The sequence below is a fragment of the Smaragdicoccus niigatensis DSM 44881 = NBRC 103563 genome, from assembly GCF_000380645.1.
GTDB lineage: Bacteria > Actinomycetota > Actinomycetes > Mycobacteriales > Mycobacteriaceae > Smaragdicoccus > Smaragdicoccus niigatensis.
Map to the genome: position 1 here is coordinate 849,713 of NZ_AQXZ01000019.1, position 17,325 is coordinate 867,037.

Here is a 17,325-nt window from a genome sequence, read left to right on the forward strand (position 1 = left end):
CACAATAGCCATCGGCTTGCCAGTCGCGACCTCAATACCCCTTCGGTGTCGTGTCACCGGAAGACCCCACCTCGCCGCTCGATCTCGGCAGCGCACGCATGTGCCCTGGCGACCGCGTCCGGCGACGACGTGATTCCACCGAGAAGCATCGACGCCGCCCACTCCAGGGGCACCAGGCCGGCTTCGGCACACTGCCCGGCTACTTCTGCAGCCAATTCGGCTCCGCGCGAAATCTCCCCCACCGCACTGGTTGAAGCGGCAACTAGCAACCGCGATTTGATCTCATGGCGAACTGCGCCGGCCTCGCGGGAACGCTCGAGGGCCGATTCCGCATGCGCCAAAGCCGCCCGTCCATTTCCGGAAGCCAACGACAGTTCCGCCGTCACCCAACTCAGGCGAACGAGTGCGCGCCAGAACCGGTCCTCCGATCGGCCGTCGAGGGCGTCGCGCACTCGGTGCAGCAGACTTTCCGTCACGGCGAGTCGCCACTGCCCGATCGCATCCGCAGCGAGGCCGGTCAGCGCGTCACACAGGGCTTCTACCTGGAGGTCCGAGGGCGGGGCGGCCAAGGCGTGTCGCACCGCGGCACCGTCGCGTCCAGCAGCCAGCCGATGCCACCCCAATTGCCGGAGCCACGACGCCTGGGCGCTGCACACCAATGACCTCGTTGAATCATCAATCGCACGAATTCGCCCAATCTCGGCGCGCGCACGTGCGTAATGCCCTTGCGCGGCAAGTGCGACGGCCCGCTCCCAATGTTCGAAATTGGTGGATGCGGCAACGATTAGTGCGCCCGGCGATCCACCGAATGCCGCCGCAGCCGCATTCACCGGCAAGCGATTCACGCCCACGTGAGGAATATTCAACGAAACAACCGGTTTCTTTTCCGTTACCGACGGCGCCACTTCAAGTAACGCACGTGTTACACAAATTGCGCGGCAACCAGTCGGTCGCCGCGCGTTCACCTGAATTACACCAAACCCCGGCGAGGGCACAGCGCACCCCGAAAGTAAATGGCGATCGGGTTAATTCTCGGTGCCACACCTATGCGTTTCCGCACTTCGGCGCCGTATTGACGGGTTTTCCGGGCGGCACCTAACGTTGGCACCGCAAGGCCGGATCCGCCACTCGAGATCGACACCACGTCGACCGCCGGGCGTCGGGCCGCAGCCTCCGCAACCTGATCAGGGCGGACCCCGCCGTACCGAGCATCGTGACCTGCTCGGTACCTGCAAGCCAAAAAGGAGTTCACATGGCACTTCCTGCACAGCTTCCCGGACCGAATGCGGACCTGTGGGATTGGCAGATGCGTGGCTCCTGTCGCGGACTGGACTCGTCGGTGTTCTTCCATCCCGACGGCGAACGCGGCCGAGCCCGCGTTCAGCGGGAGATGCGCGCCAAGGAGATCTGCCGCGCCTGCCCGGTGCTGAACCAGTGCCGCAGCCACGCGCTACGCGTCGCCGAGCCGTACGGCATCTGGGGCGGCCTGAGTGAGGCCGAGCGCGAGCTCTACGTCCGCCGATCGGGCCGCCGCCGCATCGCCGGCTGACGCCGCAGACGAGGAAGGGCCGCCACAGCACCTGTGGCGGCCCTTCCAACACATCAATTAGTGCGCGTGACCGTGGCCGTGGCCGTGGTCTTCGTCCGCCTTCGGCTTCTCGACGATTGCGCTCTCGGTGGTCAGCACCATGCGCGCGACCGAAACCGCGTTCTGGACCGCCGAGCGCGTGACCTTGACCGGGTCGATGATGCCCTGCGCGAGCAGGTCACCGTACTCGAGGGTCGCGGCGTTGAAGCCGATCTTGCCGTCGCCCGCCGCGATCCGCGACGCCACGACGGAGCCGTCGGCACCCGCGTTGGCCGCGATCCAGAAGAGCGGCGCGAGCAGGGCCCGACGAACGACCTCGACGCCGAGCGCCTTGTCTCCCGTCAGAGTTTCCTGCAAGGATGCCAATGATTTGCTGGCAGCGGCGAGTGCGGTCCCGCCGCCTGCGACGATGCCTTCCTCGACGGCGGCCTTGGCGGCGTTGACCGCGTCCTCGACGCGGAACTTGCGCTCCTTGAGGTCAGTCTCGGTGGCTGCGCCGACCTTGATCACCGCGACACCGCCGGCGAGCTTGGCCAGACGTTCCTGGAGCTTCTCGCGGTCCCACTCGGAGTCGGTGCGGTCGATCTCCTTGCGCAGCTGAGCCGCGCGACCGGCGATGTCCTCCCGCGTTCCGCCACCTTCGACGATGATCGTCTCGTTCTTCGTGACGACGACGCGACGTGCGTGGCCGAGGAGGTCGAGACCCGCATCGCGCAGGTTGATACCGATGTCGGTATTGATGACGGTTCCGCCGGTGACGATCGCGAGGTCGTCGAGGAACGCCTTACGGCGGTCGCCGAAGAACGGCGCCTTCACCGCAACTGCCTTGAGCGTCTTGCGGATTGCGTTGACGACCAGCGTCGACAGCGCCTCCCCCTCGACGTCCTCGGCGATGATCAGGACCGGCTTGCCCGACTGCGCGATCTTCTCGAGCAGCGGGAGGAAGTCCGGAAGCGAGCTGATCTTGTCGCGGTGCAGCAGGATCGAAACGTCCTCGAGGACGGCTTCCTGCGCATCGAGATCGGTGATGAAGTACGGCGAGAGGTAGCCCTTGTCGAACTGCACACCCTCGGTGACCACGAGCTCGGTGCTCATCGTCGAGGACTCTTCGACGGTGACGACGCCATCCTTGCCTACCGTGGCGAGTGCCTTGCCGACCATCGCGCCGATTTCCTCGTCACGGCACGAGACCGTGGCGACCTGCGCAATGGCAAGCTCGCCCGACACCGGCTGCGCCGAGGCGAGAAGTGTCTGCGTGACGTGGTCCGCGGCGAGGGACATGCCGGCACCGAGGGCGATCGGGTTCGCGCCTGCGGCGATGTTGCGCAGACCCGCCTTGACGAGCGCCTGCGCGAGCACGGTCGCGGTCGTGGTGCCGTCTCCGGCAACATCGTTGGTCTTCGTGGCGACGCTCTTGACGAGCTGGGCGCCGAGATTCTCGAACGGGTCTTCCAGTTCGATCTCACGCGCGATGGTCACACCGTCGTTGGTGACGGTCGGTCCGCCGAAGGCCTTGGCGAGGACGACGTGGCGACCACGCGGTCCCAGGGTGACCTTGACGGCGTCGGCGAGCTTGTCGACGCCGCGCTCCATCGCCCGCCGGGCGCGCTCGTCGAACTCGATCTGCTTGGACATACCTGAATTACTCCTAGGTGGATTCAGTCATGAAGGGTCGTAGAAAGCACTCATCTTGGGTTGAAAACACACCGCCCCGGCGACCGAAGATTTCCGGCCATCCGGGGCGAGTGCATAACTGCTTGCTCGTATGACGCCTGGATTACTTGTTGACGACAGCCAGCACGTCACGAGCCGACAGGATCAGGTACTCCTGGCCGGCGTACTTGATCTCGGTTCCGCCGTACTTGCTGTAGATCACGGTGTCGCCTTCCTTGACGTCAACCGGAATCCGATCGCCCTTCTCGTTGATGCGTCCAGCACCAACTGCGATGACGGTGCCCTCCTGGGGCTTCTCCTTCGCCGTGTCCGGAATGACCAGGCCGGAGGCGGTCTTCGTCTCAGCCTCGTTGGCCTGGACGAGGATCTTGTCCTCGAGCGGCTTGATGTTCACGCTCACGTGAGCCCTCCACTTTCAGTGGTCCATTGTGGTTATCGGCCGTCAGGTGATCCCGTCGTCGCGGGTGCCGGAACCACCAGCCAACTAGCACTCTATACGGGCGAGTGCCAGCACTCAAGGGTGGGTCGCGCTAAAGCCGTCGCCCTACGCGCTAAGCGAAAACCTGGCTGGTTTCCACCGAAAGGCCCGGGTCGGCAGCCACGTTCATCGGACTCGGTTCCGCACCGCCCGCGATGAGGTGCGCAGCGAAGGAAGCGATCATCACGCCGTTGTCGGTGCACAGCCGTGGCTTGGGAATTCGCAGGTTGATGCCGGCGCGATCGCACCGTTCCTGCGCCATGCTGCGAATCCGCGAGTTCGCCGTCGCACCGCCGCCGAGGACGAGTGTCTCGATGCCGAAGTCCGAGCAGGCCCGGACCGCTTTCATCGTCAGGACGTCGGCAACCGACTCCTGGAAGCTCGCTGCGATGTCGGCCAGCGGCAGCTGGGCGTCTTCTCCGAAGTCGCGCCGGTACCCCTCGACGTAGCGTGCGACAGCCGTCTTCAGGCCGGAGAACGAGAAGTCATGACGTGGACTGTTCGAACCCGTCATTCCGCGCGGAAACGCGATCGCGTCCGGATTGCCGGATTGTGCCAACTCGTCGACGACCGGACCGCCCGGATACCCGAGGCCGAGCATGCGCGCGACCTTGTCGAACGCCTCGCCGGCCGCATCGTCTACGGTGGTGCCGAGTTCTGCGATGGGCTTCGACAGATCGTCGACGCGCAAGAGGTGCGTGTGCCCGCCGGAGACGAGCAGCGCGACGCACGACGGCATCGGGCCATGTTCGATCGTGTCGACGGCGACGTGCCCACCCAGGTGGTTCACGGCATAGAACGGGACGCCCCAGGCGGTCGCGTATGCCTTTGCGGCCGCGACACCGACCATCAGCGCGCCGGCCAGCCCCGGACCAATCGTGACGGCAACCGCATCCGGCACCTTGACCCCAGCGGCCTTGAGCGCTCGTTGCATGGCCGGAACGATGGCTTCCAAATGCGCGCGCGACGCGATCTCCGGAACGACGCCACCGAAGCGCTTGTGCAGATCGACGCTCGAGGCGACCTCGTCCGCGAGGACTTCACAGGTGCCGTCGGAATTCCAGCGCACGATGCCAACGCCGGTTTCATCGCACGAGCTCTCGATACCGAGAACAATCACAACGAATCCTCGTCGGCCGAGCCGCGACACATCGTGTACGCGTCCGCACCGCTGGGCTGGTAATAATTCGGGCGCTTGCCGAGAACCTCGAACTCGAACGACTCGTACATGCCGATCGCTGCCGCGTTGTCCGTACGGACTTCGAGGAACACCGGTCCCCCGAAGGCATCGGCCACTTCGAGCATCGCCTCCATCAGGAGGCGCCCGATCCCGTGGCGCTGCCATTCCGGGTCGACGCCGACGGTGTGCACCTCGCACTCACCGTTGCCCTGAGTGCCGAGCAGTGCGATACCGGCGTAGCCGACCAGCTCACCGTTGATCCGCGCCGCGAAGTAGTGGTTCGCGGGCTGACGTAGTTCCGCCCGGAACGCCTCGATGCTCCACGGTCCATCACCGGCGAACAGGATCGTCTCGAGTTCGGCGCAGCGTTCGGCGTCCTCGGGCTTCATTGCACCGATGACGACTTCCCTTGACACTGCGGTCATCGCACCTGCTCCACGGCGTCGGGACGGCGAAGATACATCGGTTCCAGCGGGCCGGAGTCCGCGCTGAAGTTCGCGACCGCCACCAGCCCGGCGGGTGTCGGGGTGGCGGCATCGAGCAGTGGCAGACCGTAGATGCCGGCATGCGCGGGCGAGCCAGCGACTGCAGTCGCATTTCCGATCACGACAGCACCCGGAGCGCTGACGTTCGGTCCATCGATGCGCAGCCCGTCGACGTAGCGCGCCCAGTACACCTCACGACGTCGAGCATCGGTCACAACGAGCAGTTCTCCGGTGGAATTCGCCTCGGATGCAATCGCATCGAGACTGCAGACGCCGTGAACGGGGATTCCGACCGCATCCGCGAACGCGGCGGCCGTCGCCATCCCGACCCGCAACCCGGTGAATGGACCCGGTCCAACCCCGACCACCACTGCGTCCAGATCCGTGGACGCCAGTCCACTTTCGGAGAGGCATTCGGCGATTTGCGGAGCCGCGACCTCGGTGTGCGCGCGGGCGTTGTCCGTCACGCGAGTCGCCAGAGTCGTCTGTTTGCCGCAGGACTCGACCTCGACGATTCCGACGGTCACCGACGGGGTCGCGGTGTCAACGGCAAGTACATACATGTCGTCTCAACCTTACCGGCCGGACGCGGGGTCAGTGCCGGGCGAGCGCAGCGACGGGGGAATGTCGCCGCCGGACATCCATTGCCAGTTGGCGGTCCGGACGTCGGAATAGTGCTCGCGCTGGAGGGCAACGAGCAGATACCGCTGCGTCAGACGCTCGGCGAGGCCCGCGCCCCACTCCACGACGACGATCGAATCCTCAAGCGCAGCATCGAGATCGAGCGCGTCGAGTTCGCCGAGCGGGTCTGCGCTGTCACCGAGTCGGTAGGCGTCGACGTGGATCAACCCGACGCCACCGGGGCGGCCGGGTTTGTGTTCACGCGCGATGATGAACGTCGGAGAGCTGACCCGGCCACGGACGCCGAGAGCGGCCGCGAGACCGCGGACGAGTGTCGTCTTGCCCGCACCCAAGGGACCGTCGAGAACGACGAGATCGCCGGGATGCAGTAGCGCCGCCAGACGTGCGCCGAAAGCCTCGGTCTCCTCAGCTGTCCGTAGGACCTCCGTGAGAGCACCTGGGGTGGGAGTCATCGGGTCGAGCGCAGCGACGGGGCCCTTGATCCGGCGGCGAATTCTCCTACGTAATGGCGAACTGTCCGTCCGCGAATTCCACACACGACTTCATAGTGGATGGTCCCCATGGCTTCCGCCCAATCGTGCGCCGTCTGCTCGCCATGATCACCGTTGCCGAAGAGCCATGCTTCGTCGCCCTCGGACACCGAGCCCGGATCGTCCCCGAGGTCGACGACGACCTGATCCATGCACACGCGACCGATCGCCGGGCGCAGCTTTCCGCCCAGCATGACCGAGTATCGGCCCTTCATCGCGCGCGGTATGCCGTCGGCGTATCCCGCGGGCAGGAGTGCGACGGTGGTGTCCGACGGCGCAATCCAGTCGTGTCCGTAGGAGACACCTTCACCGGCGGCCACCTTCTTGACGAGAACAACGCGGGCCCGGAACGTCATCGCGGGGCGAAGGCCGAAAGTTCCCTCCTCCGGGACCGGGCTCAAACCGTAGACAGCGATACCCGGGCGAACCATGTCGAAATGCAGATCCGGCCGCGTGACCGTGGCCGCAGAGTTGGAGAGGTGCACCTTCTGTGGGTCGAGTCCAACCGCGCGGGCTTGCTCGATCGAGTCGAGGAATCGCTGCCGCTGGACGTCGATCGTCGGGTGGTAGGGCTCGTCGGCATGCGCCAGGTGGGAGAACATTCCGCGCAGTTCGACGAGGCCCTGGCGCGATGCCTTCGCCAGTTCTTCGAGGAACATCGGATATTCCTCGGACGCAACGCCATTCCGGTTCAAACCGGTGTCGACCTTGACCGTGACGGTCGCGCGGCCGATATCGGACGCGGCATTCGTCACCGCGTGCAGATGCTTGATCGAGGTGACACCGATTTCGACGTTCGCCTCGATCGCCGAGCCGAAGTCGGAGTCGCTCGGGTTGAGCCAGCACAAGATCGGCGCAGTGATCCCGGCAGCGCGAAGCCGAAGTGCTTCCGCAATCGTCGTGACGCCGAGTTCGCTCGCACCGGAATCCAGCGCGACGTGCGAAACCTCGATCGCACCGTGGTTGTAGCCATCGGCCTTGACCACGGACATGACGTCGGCACCGCCGGCGAAGTTCTTGAGCACGCCGACGTTGTGGGCGATGGCGTCGAGATCGACGATGCACTCAACCGCCGGGTCGTGCACCGAGGTGGTGCGCAGCGCGGAGTGTTGAGAATTCACAACCACAATGGTGCCATTCACCCTGCGTTTTCCGGCCCTACGTGGGCTCTTATGTAGGCCGATTCACGCGATTTCCTCAGGTCCACGACGCAGGGCGCGGATCGCGGGCCGAAGATGCCACAACAACTCGGCTGCCGAGATCGGCGCTCCGACGTCGAGGTCACCGTTCGTCGCGGCCAATCGGGCGGCGACCGAATGCGCTCGGCAGCCCATCGCGGCCGCAAGATCAGGTTCGATCCCGGACGCGAGAAGTGCTCCGATGACGCCGGACAGGACGTCTCCCGAACCCGCGGTGGCCGCCCACGACGACCCCGCATCGTTGACCCACACCGGGCCGCCGGGCGCGGTGATCACTGTCGCTCGGCCCTTCAACAGAACAGTCACGCCCAAGGTGTCGGCCAGGAGTCGCGTTGCGGCGACCCGGTCCGGTCCGAGTTCTGTTCCGGACAGGCGCGCGAACTCCCCGGCGTGCGGTGTCACCAGCGTCGGCGCATCACGGCCGTCGAGTAGCTCCTTGTGCGCCGCGAGCAGGGTGATCCCGTCGGCGTCGACGAGCACCGGAACCGGTTGTGCAAGTACGCGTCGCAGTTCCTCGAGCGCGTACTCATCGGTGCCCATGCCCGGCCCGACGACCCACGCCTGAACCTTGCCCGTCGAGTCGATGTCCGTCGTCGCGATGACTTCCGGAATGTGCGAAACGACCGTCTCGGCCGCGGGGCCGCAGTACCGAACCATCGGGGATGTCGCCGCCACCGCCGCACCGGCCGCGAGCAGTGCAGCACCGGGATACTTCGCGCTGCCGGCACGCACCCCGACGACACCGCCGCTGTACTTGTCGTCGAATGCTCCCGGTATCGGCCACGCTCGACCGGCCTCGTCCGCTTCCAGTTCGCGCAGGTAGGGATCGGGCAGCCGCAGCCCGATGGGGATGAGTTCGACGCGCCCGCAGTGCTCGGGAGCCAGCGCATGGACGGGTTTGAGTCCGCCGAACGTGACAGTCACCGCGGCCCGAACGGCCGGGCCGCTGATCGCTCCTGTATCCGGTTCGACGCCACTCGGTAGGTCCGCCGCGATGACCGGTGCCTTGATCGCCGCAACGACACGCGCGGCCTCGGGGCGCAAAGATCCATGGCCCGAAATGCCCACGATCCCGTCGATCGCAAGGTCGATGCCGGTCGGGAGCTCGTCGACGACGCGGCCGCCCACTCGGCGCAATGCGGCCAGTCCGGCCGCGTGCGCTCGCTCCGGCGCGAAGAGCAACGCCGATACCGCAACACCCCTCCGGCGCAGCATCGCCCCAGCCCAGAGCACGTCTCCGCCGTTGTCGCCCGACCCGACCAAGAGTCCGACTGTGCGTCCCGCTACCCCACCGGTGCGAGCCGTCAATTCCGCGGCGACGACCCGGGCCAGACCGTAAGCAGCCCGTTGCATCGGGACGCCGACCGGAACTTCCCCGAAAAGGACCGCCTCAGCGTCCCGAATCTGATGAACGTTAAAGAAGGTGCGCATGGCGCGTCTGAGACTACCGCTGTTGGTCCTATGCTGTGGCGCATGATGAGGCGCCGAATCACAGGCTCGATCGTCACCGCAGCCGCACTGATGACTGTCGTCACCGGCTGCGGCGGCTCCAACGAGCCGGCTGTGCCCACGATGACTCTGCCGAAGCCGTCTCCGACGAAGATCATCTCGAACGAGAAGGTGGACGGCGATGTCCACATCGTTCACCTCAGGGGCGACAAATTCAGCCCGCAGACCGTCACGATCAAGTCCGGCGAGGCCGTGAAGTGGGTCTTCGACGATGAGGGTGCGCACACCGTCACCGGCCTCCGCGACAAGGGCATGATCATCAACAGCCCCGTCCTCCAAAAGGGCAGCGAGTACCAGCTCGTATTCCACACGCCCGAGGAGATCGACTACATCTGCGCCATCCACCCGGAGGCCAAGGGCAAGGTCATCATCCAGCCCAAGTAGCGGTTGTGGACTCTGTGTCACGCCAGACGCAACACAGAGTCCAGAATCCGGGACTTACTCGACGGTGACCGACTTCGCGAGGTTACGCGGCTTGTCCACGTCGTAGCCGCGGCTACGGGCGACTTCGGCGGCGAAAATCTGCAGCGGGATCGTCGAGATGAGCGGCTGAAGCAGAGTCGGCGCGACCGGAATCTCGATGACGTCGTCGGCGAACTGTGCCACCACGTCGTCGCCTTCCTCGGCGATCACGATGACGCGCGCACCACGAGCCTGGATCTCGCGGATGTTGCTCACCATCTTCGAGTGCAGCACCGCACGACCACGCGGCGACGGCATGACGACGATGACCGGCATCCCGTCCTCGATGAGCGCGATCGGGCCGTGCTTGAGCTCGCCGGCGGCGAAGCCCTCCGCGTGCATGTACGCGAGTTCCTTGAGCTTGAGTGCACCCTCGAGAGCGACCGGGTAACCCACGTGACGGCCGAGGAACAGCACCGTCGTGGCGGTCGACAGTTCGCGAGCGATCTCCCGCACCCGGTCGCCGTTCTCGACGACCTTTGCGATGAGCTTCGGCATCGCGGACAGCGCGTTGAAGTCGGCCGCAAGCTCATCCGCATACTTCGTGCCGCGCGCCTGCGCGAGAGCGAGACCGACGAGGAGGTTCGCCGCGACCTGGGCGAGGAACGCCTTGGTCGAGGCGACACCGATCTCGGGACCGGCGTGCGTGTAGAGCACGGCGTCGGACTCGCGCGGAATCTGCGCACCGTTGGTGTTGCACACCGCGAGGACGCGAGCCTTCTGCTCCTTGGCGTGACGCACCGCTTCGAGCGTGTCCGCGGTCTCGCCCGACTGCGAGATCGCAACGACGAGCGTCGAACGGTCGAGAACCGGGTCGCGGTAACGGAATTCGCTCGCGAGCTCACATTCCACGGGCAGGCGGGTCCAGTGCTCGATCGCGTACTTGGCCACCAGTCCGGAGTGGAAAGCTGATCCACACGCGACGACGAAGACCTTGTCGACGTCGCGCAACTCCTGGTCCGACAGTCGCTGCTCGTCCAGGATGATGCCGTTCGGGCCGAAGTGACCGCGCAGCGTGTCCGCGACCGCGTCCGGCTGCTCCTCGATCTCCTTGTCCATGAAGTACTCGTGGCCGCCCTTTTCGGCAGCGGCGAGGTCCCACTCGACGTGGAACGGACGCGCGTTCTCGATGTCGTCGTTGCCGGCGAAGTCGTAGATCTTGTAGCTGTCGGCGGTGATGACGACGACCTGGTCCTGACCGAGCTCGACCGCGTCACGCGTGTGCTCGATAAAGGCTGCGACGTCGGAACCGAGGAACATCTCACCCTTGCCGACACCTACGACGAGGGGCGTCGAACGACGGCAGGCGACGATCGTGTCCGGGTGGGCGGCGTGCTCGAACACGAGCGTGAACGCGCCCTCGAGGCGACGGACGACGCTGAACACGCTCTGCACGAAGTCACCGGCAGTCTCGCCCGCCAGGTAAGCGCGGTTCACGAGGTGAACCGCGACCTCGGTGTCGGTCTCACTCAGCAGATCGACACCAGCGTTTTCGAGTTCGGCACGCAGCGGCGAGAAGTTCTCGATGATGCCGTTGTGCACGAGGGCGACCTGGCCCGCCCGGTGCGGGTGCGCATTCCGGTCGTTCGGCGCGCCGTGGGTCGCCCAGCGAGTGTGGCCGATGCCGGTGTTGCCGATGAACTTGTCGGAGCCGAGATGCTCGAGCGCTTCTTCGAGGTTGGCGAGCTTGCCCGCCTTCTTCGCAATAGCGATGTCACCCTTGCCATCCACGATGGCCACACCCGAGGAGTCATAGCCTCGGTATTCCATCCGTCGCAGGGCCTCGATCACGACTGGCAAGGCCTGCTGATGACCGACGTATCCGACGATTCCGCACATAGGTCAACAGGTTAGCGGCACATGCCGCGCTGCGGAGCGCTTGAGTGACTCGGTAGTGACCCAAAACAATTCGAAGATCGGATACGGTCGAGGACGTGTCCGGGTCATTGAAAGCGCTCGTCGCCGAACTCTCCCGCCGAGGACCGAACAAGGTCTTCGGGGGTGACCTCGCATTCGCCGGACTTCCCGGCCTGGTTTGCACCCCGGAGTCTGGGTTCAGTCTTCCCGCAGTCGCTTTCGGACACGGCTGGCTGACGCAGGCAGCCGCTTACGAAGGGCTTCTCAAACACCTGGCGTCCTGGGGCATCGTGGCGGCCGCTCCAGCTACCGAGCGCGGCGTCGTGCCGTCGCACCAGGGTTTGGCCATCGACCTCCGGACGACGCTCGACATCTGTGCCGGCGTTCGCCTCGGACCGGGCAAGATCAGCGTGCACCCCGACAAGCTCGCGCTCGCCGGCCACGGCATGGGCGCCAGTTGTGCTGTGCTGGCTGCGTCCGGCCGCAGCGATATCGCCGCGGTGGCGGCACTCTTCCCCGTCACGACCTCGCCGCACGCCGTCGACTTCGCGCCGCAGATCTCCGCGCCCGGCCTCATCGTCGCGACGCCGACTGACAACAAGAAGATCGACCCGTACGCGCGCTCGCTCGCCCTGACCTGGGGTGGAGACGTGCAGTTGCGTGCGTTGGCCAAGGGCACCGGCGCGTCGATCCCCGAGGGCCGCACCGTCATGGCCGCGCTCGGCGTCGACAAGCCGGACAAGAAGGTTCGGCGCACGCTGTATGCCGTGCTCACGGGCTACATCCTGGCGACGGCCGGGAACAAGAAGGAATACGCGGCGTTCGCCGAACTCGACAAGACGGCCCCGCTGATGAGGGCCATCGACCCGTTCGTGCCAGAGCAGGTCAAGCCTTCGATGTTGGCGCGCGCGGCGGGAATGTTCAGCTAGCTTCCGGGGAGCGCACCACCCTCAGAGAGCACGACTGGTTCCTTAGCCGTCGACTTCTGCTCCTCGATCGAGACGGCCAACCGCGTCAGACACTGCTCGAGTTCGGACTGACCGTCCGAGCAGGCATCGACAAACCGCCCGACTCGGGCGTCGACGACGGGCAGGAAGATCTTCTCGGTCCAGGCCAGCGCATCGGCCTCGTGTCGCCGCGCACCTTCGACGGTCGCCTCCGCCGCATCGATCGACCGCCCGTCGACGTCATCGCTCGACAGTGCCGCGACCCGAGCCGCTTTCGTCGCCACGATGCCGGGAATCGTCTCGATCGCTTCGGTTAACGCGACGATCACGGCATCGAGGCTGTCGAGTAATCGATCGCCGGAATCGGCTGTGTCAGCAAGGTCGCTCGCTCCCGGAAACCCGTCCAGCGAGTCGCCGATTCGGCCCTGTACCTGCAACGAATCCGCGAGACCGGCACGCATGGTCGTCAACGACGTCCGGCACTCGCGAATTGATTCCAGCGACAGACTTCGTTCGGCGTCGTAGCTCGCCCGGAGGGAAGGCAGGTCGCGCCGTTGTGGAGCGACCTGCTGCGCGAGCGGGAGGAAGTCCGCGAAGAATTCCAGGCCGGCGCGGCCGCGGTCCAGGATGGCATCGATCTCGGTCATGCCAGACGCTCCAATGCATCTGCCGCATCGGCGTCGGTCTGCGTGGCCGCGCTGTGCATGCGGGACAGCCGTTGCACCGCTTCATCGAACTGCGCAACCCACGTCACGACCTGATCGATGAGTGCGTCCCACGCGGCCGCGACCCGATCGCCGGCCGGCAGATTCAGGGACGGCAGCAGATCGTGGGCACGCAGTCGGCCGGCGAGATCTTCGAGGGTCTCGACGCATTTCTGCAGCTCGGCTCGGTCACTGTCGAGCTGACTCATATCGACCTTGAATCCAGTCACACCCGTTGGACGCAGCCGCTCGCTCTACGGTTCCCCGGACACCCGAACAAATCTGATCTGGTTTCCCGGAGCCAGTTGGCCGGCGAGATCGGTGTCGGCGTCGAGGACGGTGCCGATGACGGGGTAACCGCCGGTCACCGGATGATCGGCGAGAAAGAGCACCGGTTGCCCGTTCGGCGGAACCTGCAGCGAACCCCGCGTCATGCCCTCGCTGGGCAGCTCCCCCGACTGTGCGCGTTCGAGCGGATTTCCCTTGAGCCGCAATCCAACTCGATTCGAATCGGACGTCACCTCCCACGATTGATCGGCCAGCTTTGCCAGCGATTCGGCCGAGAACCAATCGGCCCGCGGACCCGGGACGAAGCGCAGTTCCACGCAATCGGCACAGGGCGGCGGAGAGACTGGCGTCTTGACCGCCTCGTGCGGTTCCCGACCGATCGGCAGTGCATCACCGGTTCGGAGCGGCGCAGGACCGAGTCCGGAGAGAACGTCGGTCGAGCGGCTATCGAGCTCGGTGTCGACGTCGAATCCGCCGCGCACCGCGAGGTACGACCGAAGCCCGGCGGTGGGCGTCCCGACCTCGACCTCCCACCCGGGTTCGAGGGCGAAGGGTGTGCCGGTCGGTACCGACCACTCGAACTTTTCGTTGGCGATATGCGCCGCGACCTCGGCACCCGTCACCACGACAACAACCGGGCGCTCCGCACGAAGTCGCAGACCGCCGAAGAGCGACTCGATCACCGCAGCATCGAGTGGATTTCCGACGAGACTGTTCGCCAACTGTGCCGCGGGGCGGTCCATCGCACCGGAAGCCGTCACGCCGACAGCCGCGTTTCCGGGACGTCCTCGGTCCTGAATGAGCGACTGCATTCCCGGAGCCAGAACAGTGAAAGCACCAGCGTGTGACCTCGCCTGCCGCCCTTCTGCGAGTACCGGAATCGCTTCGCGGACCGCATGGAATCTCACGACGTCTCCATGCGCGACGAGGTTGGGCGGGGTTCGCTGGGAGTCCCACATCGGCGCGGTCGTCCGGCCCAGCAGTTGCCAGCCGCCGGGCGAGTCCCGTGGGTACACCGCCGAATAACCGCCGGCTACAGCCACGGACCCACTCGGCACCGAGGTTCTCGGGCTATCGCGTCGAGGGACATCGAGCGGATTTCCGTCGGCCACGAGGTACGCGAATCCAGGCGCGAAGCCGCCGAAGGCCGCGGTCCACTCGTGGTCGGTGTGCGCGGCGATCACCGCGTCGGTCGACAGCCCGAGAAGATCCGCGACGTCATGCAGATCCTCGCCGTCGTACACGACGTCGATGTCGACGACCCGGGCCCGGGTTTCACGCCTTGACGCGCGCAGCTCGATGGCTCGAACGGCTTCGATCACACGCGCCAACGCCCGCGGCGACCAGGCCGACACGAGAACAGTTTTCGACGCGGGCACGATGTCACGCACACCTTGCAGCCGCAACTCTCGCAGCTGATCAGCGACATCGAGCACCGCGTTCAGGTCGGGCAATTCGATGAGCACTGCCCGGTCACCGGCTCGACGAATATCCATGACGCTAAACGAAACTCGCGATCTCGACGCCGTCGGACTCGAGTCGCTTCCGGATACCGGCCGCCATCGCGACCGCGCCGGGACTGTCTCCGTGGATGCAGATGCTTTCGGCAGCCAGCGCGATGCGTGCGCCGGTCACGGTGACGATCTCCCCGTCGGAGACGATCCGAAGGACCTGTTCGACTGCGGCGTCCTCGCCCAGCACTGCGCCGGACTGCGAGCGGGCGACGAGGCTGCCGTCTTCGTTGTACGCGCGATCGGCGAACGCTTCGACCACGGTGCGCAGACCCGCGTCGCGCGCGAACTTCTCGATGACCGTGCCCGGCAGGACCATGAGCGGCAGTGAGCCATTGAGTTCGACGATCGCTTGAACGACGGCACGTGCCTGGGCCTCGTGCTTGCCGATCGTGTTGTAGAGGGCGCCATGTGGTTTGACGTACTGCACCGAGCCGCCGACGCTCGCGGCAATGCCTTGCAGTGCACCGATCTGGTAGATGACGTCATCGGTCAGTTCGGCTGGCGCCACATCGATGAATCGCCGCCCGAATCCCTGCAGATCGCGATACGCGGGATGAGCGCCGATCACCACGCCCGCGGCGACCGCGGCGCGACAGGTCGCACGAATTCCGTGCGGGTCTCCCGCATGGAACCCGCACGCGATGTTCGCGCTCGAGGCCGACTGCAGGATCGCCGCGTCATCGCCCATCCCATACGCACCGAAGGACTCACCGAGATCACTGTTGAGGTCGATCCGCTGCATGGTCTCTCTCCTGTTCAAATGACATCACCCATTCTCCCCGCCTCGCCACCGCTCACTTGATCTTGCCTGGGTATACGGTCTCCCCGGCTGTCAAAATCCGACCGAGGGGATGAATCCCGTGCGCATGTCCGCCCTCGATGCCACGAACTACTACAACTGCCAGAAGAAGTACGGCAACTACTTCGGTGGCGGCGACATGACCTCGCTGATCGTTCTCGACAGCGGCGCCGAATCACCGTCGTTCGACGACATCCGGGGAGCGCTCGCGGCCCGAATCGCACTGATTCCAGCCCTGCGGGAGAAGGTTCTTCGATCCCCCGGGGATCTGGCATACCCCCATTGGGGAACCGACCCCACCGCACCGGAAACCAAGTTCACCGAAATGCCCGGGGATTCTTGGGGTGCAGTCCTCGACACCGTCCGGTCGATCCCGCTGGACGGCCTCGAGCCGCTCGTGAGCGCCTGGCGCGGCTACGTCTGGCGCAACGTGAGCGGCGCTCCTGGCGTCGCCGACCGAGCCACGATCATCGCAACAAAGGTCTCGCACACCCTCACCGACGGACGCGGCGTGTCACAGATCCAGCGCGCCCTGTTCGGGGACGACGCGGCTCTCGCCGTCATCCCAGGACACGGAAATCCCAGTGCGAAGGTCAGACTCTCGCACGTCCTCTCCGAACTCGCCCGGGCGCCGTGGAACCTCCGGAACTTCCAGCGGGTCGCGCGAAGTGCATCGCCTTCGCTCCTGGACTCGAGTGACTTCGTGGCGGTCGAAGAACTCAATGGCCGCGGCAGCCGGTTCGCGTTCCTCGATGTCCGTCACGTCGGGATCACCGACCTGCGCTGGGCGGGCACCGTGACCGAGACCGGCTTGACCGCCTCTTCGATCGCCCTGGAGGCCTACCTGGCGAAGCTCGGCGTTTCGGCACGGTCGTTGTCGGCTCAGCTCCCGGTGGTGCCGAAGGGTATCGACACACTTTCGCTGCCGGTTCCGAGCGGAAACACGGCGGGCATCGGCGTCGTGGTCGATCTCGCGGTCGGCACCTTGGACCCGAATGAACGTGCCACGATCATCCGCCGGAACCTCGCCGACACAATCGCCGAGCAGACCATCTCGCATCTGGCGATTCGAGAACTCTTCGAACGCCTACCCGTCCAGGCTCTCCAGGCGAACGCCGCGCGTTCGGCATTGATCACTCAGGTGCCCTGGCACATCGGGCTGACCTCGTATTCCAAAGGCCCGGCGGACCTCACCTTGCTCGGCGATCCGGTCGCCTTCATGGTCGGCGTTCCGATGCTGCGTCCTGGGCTCGGAGTCGCGCAGAAATTGATCGGCCTCGGCGATCAGGTCACGGTGGCAATTGCGGCCAGCGACGCGATCCCGCAACCCGAGCTCTACGCGGATCTCCTGCACGCGGCGATCCGGCGCGAAATCTAGACTTACCCTCGTTCGCCGACCCCGCTCGTCGCGTTCGCAACCGTCCTTGTACCGTCAGCACGAGTTGCGCAATTCGGATGAAGGGGATGAA

At 65.7% G+C, this 17,325-nt stretch carries 18 protein-coding genes; 4 read left to right on the top strand and 14 right to left on the bottom strand.

Annotated elements, in window-relative coordinates; all coding sequences use genetic code 11:
* Positions 1–53: 53 nt before the first annotated feature.
* Positions 54–851, bottom strand: a complete 798-nt coding sequence (locus F600_RS0125210; protein ID WP_018163451.1) for a hypothetical protein — start codon at positions 849–851, stop codon at positions 54–56.
* 401 nt (positions 852–1,252) lie between these two features.
* On the opposite strand from F600_RS0125210, the gene F600_RS0125215 reads away from it, so the two are divergent.
* The gene (locus tag F600_RS0125215; protein ID WP_018163452.1) at positions 1,253–1,549 is read left to right on the top strand and encodes a WhiB family transcriptional regulator; all 297 of its coding nucleotides are present in this window, start codon (positions 1,253–1,255) and stop codon (positions 1,547–1,549) included.
* Positions 1,550–1,606: 57 nt separating this feature from the next.
* Here F600_RS0125215 and groL read toward each other — a convergent pair whose 3' ends face one another.
* The 8 genes from groL to F600_RS0125255 all read right to left on the bottom strand — a co-directional run bounded on the left by groL (position 1,607) and on the right by F600_RS0125255 (position 9,207).
* Positions 1,607–3,223: a chaperonin GroEL gene (gene groL / locus F600_RS0125220; RefSeq protein ID WP_018163453.1), complete on the bottom strand. Its 1,617-nt coding sequence runs from the start codon at positions 3,221–3,223 to the stop codon at positions 1,607–1,609.
* Between the two features lie 142 nt (positions 3,224–3,365).
* On the bottom strand, positions 3,366–3,662 hold the full coding sequence (gene groES / locus F600_RS0125225) for a co-chaperone GroES (protein WP_040632323.1): 297 nt from the start codon (positions 3,660–3,662) through the stop codon (positions 3,366–3,368).
* A gap of 151 nt (positions 3,663–3,813) precedes the next feature.
* A complete protein-coding gene (gene tsaD / locus F600_RS0125230) occupies positions 3,814–4,860 on the bottom strand; it encodes a tRNA (adenosine(37)-N6)-threonylcarbamoyltransferase complex transferase subunit TsaD (RefSeq protein WP_018163455.1) in 1,047 nt (348 codons plus the stop codon).
* Positions 4,857–5,345, bottom strand: a complete 489-nt coding sequence (gene rimI, locus F600_RS0125235) for a ribosomal protein S18-alanine N-acetyltransferase (protein ID WP_018163456.1) — start codon at positions 5,343–5,345, stop codon at positions 4,857–4,859. Before rimI ends, tsaD begins: the two co-directional genes overlap by 4 nt.
* Positions 5,342–5,968, bottom strand: a complete 627-nt coding sequence (gene tsaB / locus F600_RS0125240; RefSeq protein WP_018163457.1) for a tRNA (adenosine(37)-N6)-threonylcarbamoyltransferase complex dimerization subunit type 1 TsaB — start codon at positions 5,966–5,968, stop codon at positions 5,342–5,344. The genes rimI and tsaB overlap by 4 nt, the downstream gene beginning before the upstream one ends.
* Before the next feature lie 12 nt (positions 5,969–5,980).
* On the bottom strand, positions 5,981–6,499 hold the full coding sequence (gene tsaE / locus F600_RS0125245) for a tRNA (adenosine(37)-N6)-threonylcarbamoyltransferase complex ATPase subunit type 1 TsaE (RefSeq protein ID WP_018163458.1): 519 nt from the start codon (positions 6,497–6,499) through the stop codon (positions 5,981–5,983).
* On the bottom strand, positions 6,496–7,698 hold the full coding sequence (gene alr / locus F600_RS0125250) for an alanine racemase (protein WP_018163459.1): 1,203 nt from the start codon (positions 7,696–7,698) through the stop codon (positions 6,496–6,498). Before alr ends, tsaE begins: the two co-directional genes overlap by 4 nt.
* Positions 7,699–7,761: 63 nt before the next feature.
* The gene (locus F600_RS0125255; protein WP_018163460.1) at positions 7,762–9,207 is read right to left on the bottom strand and encodes an NAD(P)H-hydrate dehydratase; all 1,446 of its coding nucleotides are present in this window, start codon (positions 9,205–9,207) and stop codon (positions 7,762–7,764) included.
* 42 nt (positions 9,208–9,249) lie between these two features.
* Between F600_RS0125255 and F600_RS30930 the strand changes: the two genes are divergently transcribed.
* Positions 9,250–9,669, top strand: a complete 420-nt coding sequence (locus tag F600_RS30930; RefSeq protein ID WP_162141478.1) for a cupredoxin domain-containing protein — start codon at positions 9,250–9,252, stop codon at positions 9,667–9,669.
* Positions 9,670–9,723: 54 nt separating this feature from the next.
* Here the strand turns inward: F600_RS30930 and glmS are convergent, their stop codons facing one another.
* Positions 9,724–11,586, bottom strand: a complete 1,863-nt coding sequence (gene glmS / locus F600_RS0125265; protein ID WP_018163462.1) for a glutamine--fructose-6-phosphate transaminase (isomerizing) — start codon at positions 11,584–11,586, stop codon at positions 9,724–9,726.
* Between the two features lie 95 nt (positions 11,587–11,681).
* On the opposite strand from glmS, the gene F600_RS29820 reads away from it, so the two are divergent.
* Positions 11,682–12,533, top strand: a complete 852-nt coding sequence (locus tag F600_RS29820) for a dienelactone hydrolase family protein (RefSeq protein ID WP_018163463.1) — start codon at positions 11,682–11,684, stop codon at positions 12,531–12,533.
* On the opposite strand, the gene F600_RS0125275 is transcribed toward F600_RS29820, so the two are convergent.
* Genes F600_RS0125275 through F600_RS0125290 form a run of 4 tightly spaced genes read right to left on the bottom strand, consistent with a single transcriptional unit; the run spans position 12,530 to position 15,799 of the window.
* Positions 12,530–13,198, bottom strand: coding sequence for a hypothetical protein (locus tag F600_RS0125275; protein ID WP_018163464.1), 669 nt, complete (start codon positions 13,196–13,198; stop codon positions 12,530–12,532). The two genes, F600_RS29820 and F600_RS0125275, sit on opposite strands and share 4 nt — an antisense overlap.
* The gene (locus tag F600_RS0125280) at positions 13,195–13,464 is read right to left on the bottom strand and encodes a hypothetical protein (RefSeq protein ID WP_156024822.1); all 270 of its coding nucleotides are present in this window, start codon (positions 13,462–13,464) and stop codon (positions 13,195–13,197) included. The genes F600_RS0125275 and F600_RS0125280 overlap by 4 nt, the downstream gene beginning before the upstream one ends.
* 45 nt (positions 13,465–13,509) lie before the next feature.
* Positions 13,510–15,039 carry a 5-oxoprolinase subunit B/C family protein gene (locus tag F600_RS29825; RefSeq protein WP_018163466.1) on the bottom strand — a complete coding sequence of 510 codons (1,530 nt, stop codon included), beginning with the start codon at positions 15,037–15,039 and terminating at the stop codon, positions 13,510–13,512.
* Positions 15,040–15,043: 4 nt separating this feature from the next.
* Positions 15,044–15,799 carry a LamB/YcsF family protein gene (locus tag F600_RS0125290; protein ID WP_018163467.1) on the bottom strand — a complete coding sequence of 252 codons (756 nt, stop codon included), beginning with the start codon at positions 15,797–15,799 and terminating at the stop codon, positions 15,044–15,046.
* Between the two features lie 124 nt (positions 15,800–15,923).
* Between F600_RS0125290 and F600_RS0125295 the strand changes: the two genes are divergently transcribed.
* The gene (locus tag F600_RS0125295; protein ID WP_245541642.1) at positions 15,924–17,234 is read left to right on the top strand and encodes a condensation domain-containing protein; all 1,311 of its coding nucleotides are present in this window, start codon (positions 15,924–15,926) and stop codon (positions 17,232–17,234) included.
* Positions 17,235–17,325 lie beyond the last annotated feature (91 nt).

Coding starts and splice junctions, on each gene's coding strand:
- F600_RS30930 (WP_162141478.1), top strand. CDS start 9,250: ATGATGAGGCGCCGAATCACAGGCTCGATCGTCACCGCAGCCGCACTG.
- F600_RS29825 (WP_018163466.1), bottom strand. CDS start 15,039: ATGGATATTCGTCGAGCCGGTGACCGGGCAGTGCTCATCGAATTGCCC.
- F600_RS0125255 (WP_018163460.1), bottom strand. CDS start 9,207: ATGCGCACCTTCTTTAACGTTCATCAGATTCGGGACGCTGAGGCGGTC.
- F600_RS0125290 (WP_018163467.1), bottom strand. CDS start 15,799: ATGCAGCGGATCGACCTCAACAGTGATCTCGGTGAGTCCTTCGGTGCG.
- tsaE (WP_018163458.1), bottom strand. CDS start 6,499: ATGACTCCCACCCCAGGTGCTCTCACGGAGGTCCTACGGACAGCTGAG.
- F600_RS0125295 (WP_245541642.1), top strand. CDS start 15,924: ATGTCCGCCCTCGATGCCACGAACTACTACAACTGCCAGAAGAAGTAC.
- F600_RS0125275 (WP_018163464.1), bottom strand. CDS start 13,198: ATGACCGAGATCGATGCCATCCTGGACCGCGGCCGCGCCGGCCTGGAA.
- groL (WP_018163453.1), bottom strand. CDS start 3,223: ATGTCCAAGCAGATCGAGTTCGACGAGCGCGCCCGGCGGGCGATGGAG.
- glmS (WP_018163462.1), bottom strand. CDS start 11,586: ATGTGCGGAATCGTCGGATACGTCGGTCATCAGCAGGCCTTGCCAGTC.
- rimI (WP_018163456.1), bottom strand. CDS start 5,345: ATGACCGCAGTGTCAAGGGAAGTCGTCATCGGTGCAATGAAGCCCGAG.
- F600_RS0125280 (WP_156024822.1), bottom strand. CDS start 13,464: ATGAGTCAGCTCGACAGTGACCGAGCCGAGCTGCAGAAATGCGTCGAG.
- F600_RS0125215 (WP_018163452.1), top strand. CDS start 1,253: ATGGCACTTCCTGCACAGCTTCCCGGACCGAATGCGGACCTGTGGGAT.
- tsaB (WP_018163457.1), bottom strand. CDS start 5,968: ATGTATGTACTTGCCGTTGACACCGCGACCCCGTCGGTGACCGTCGGA.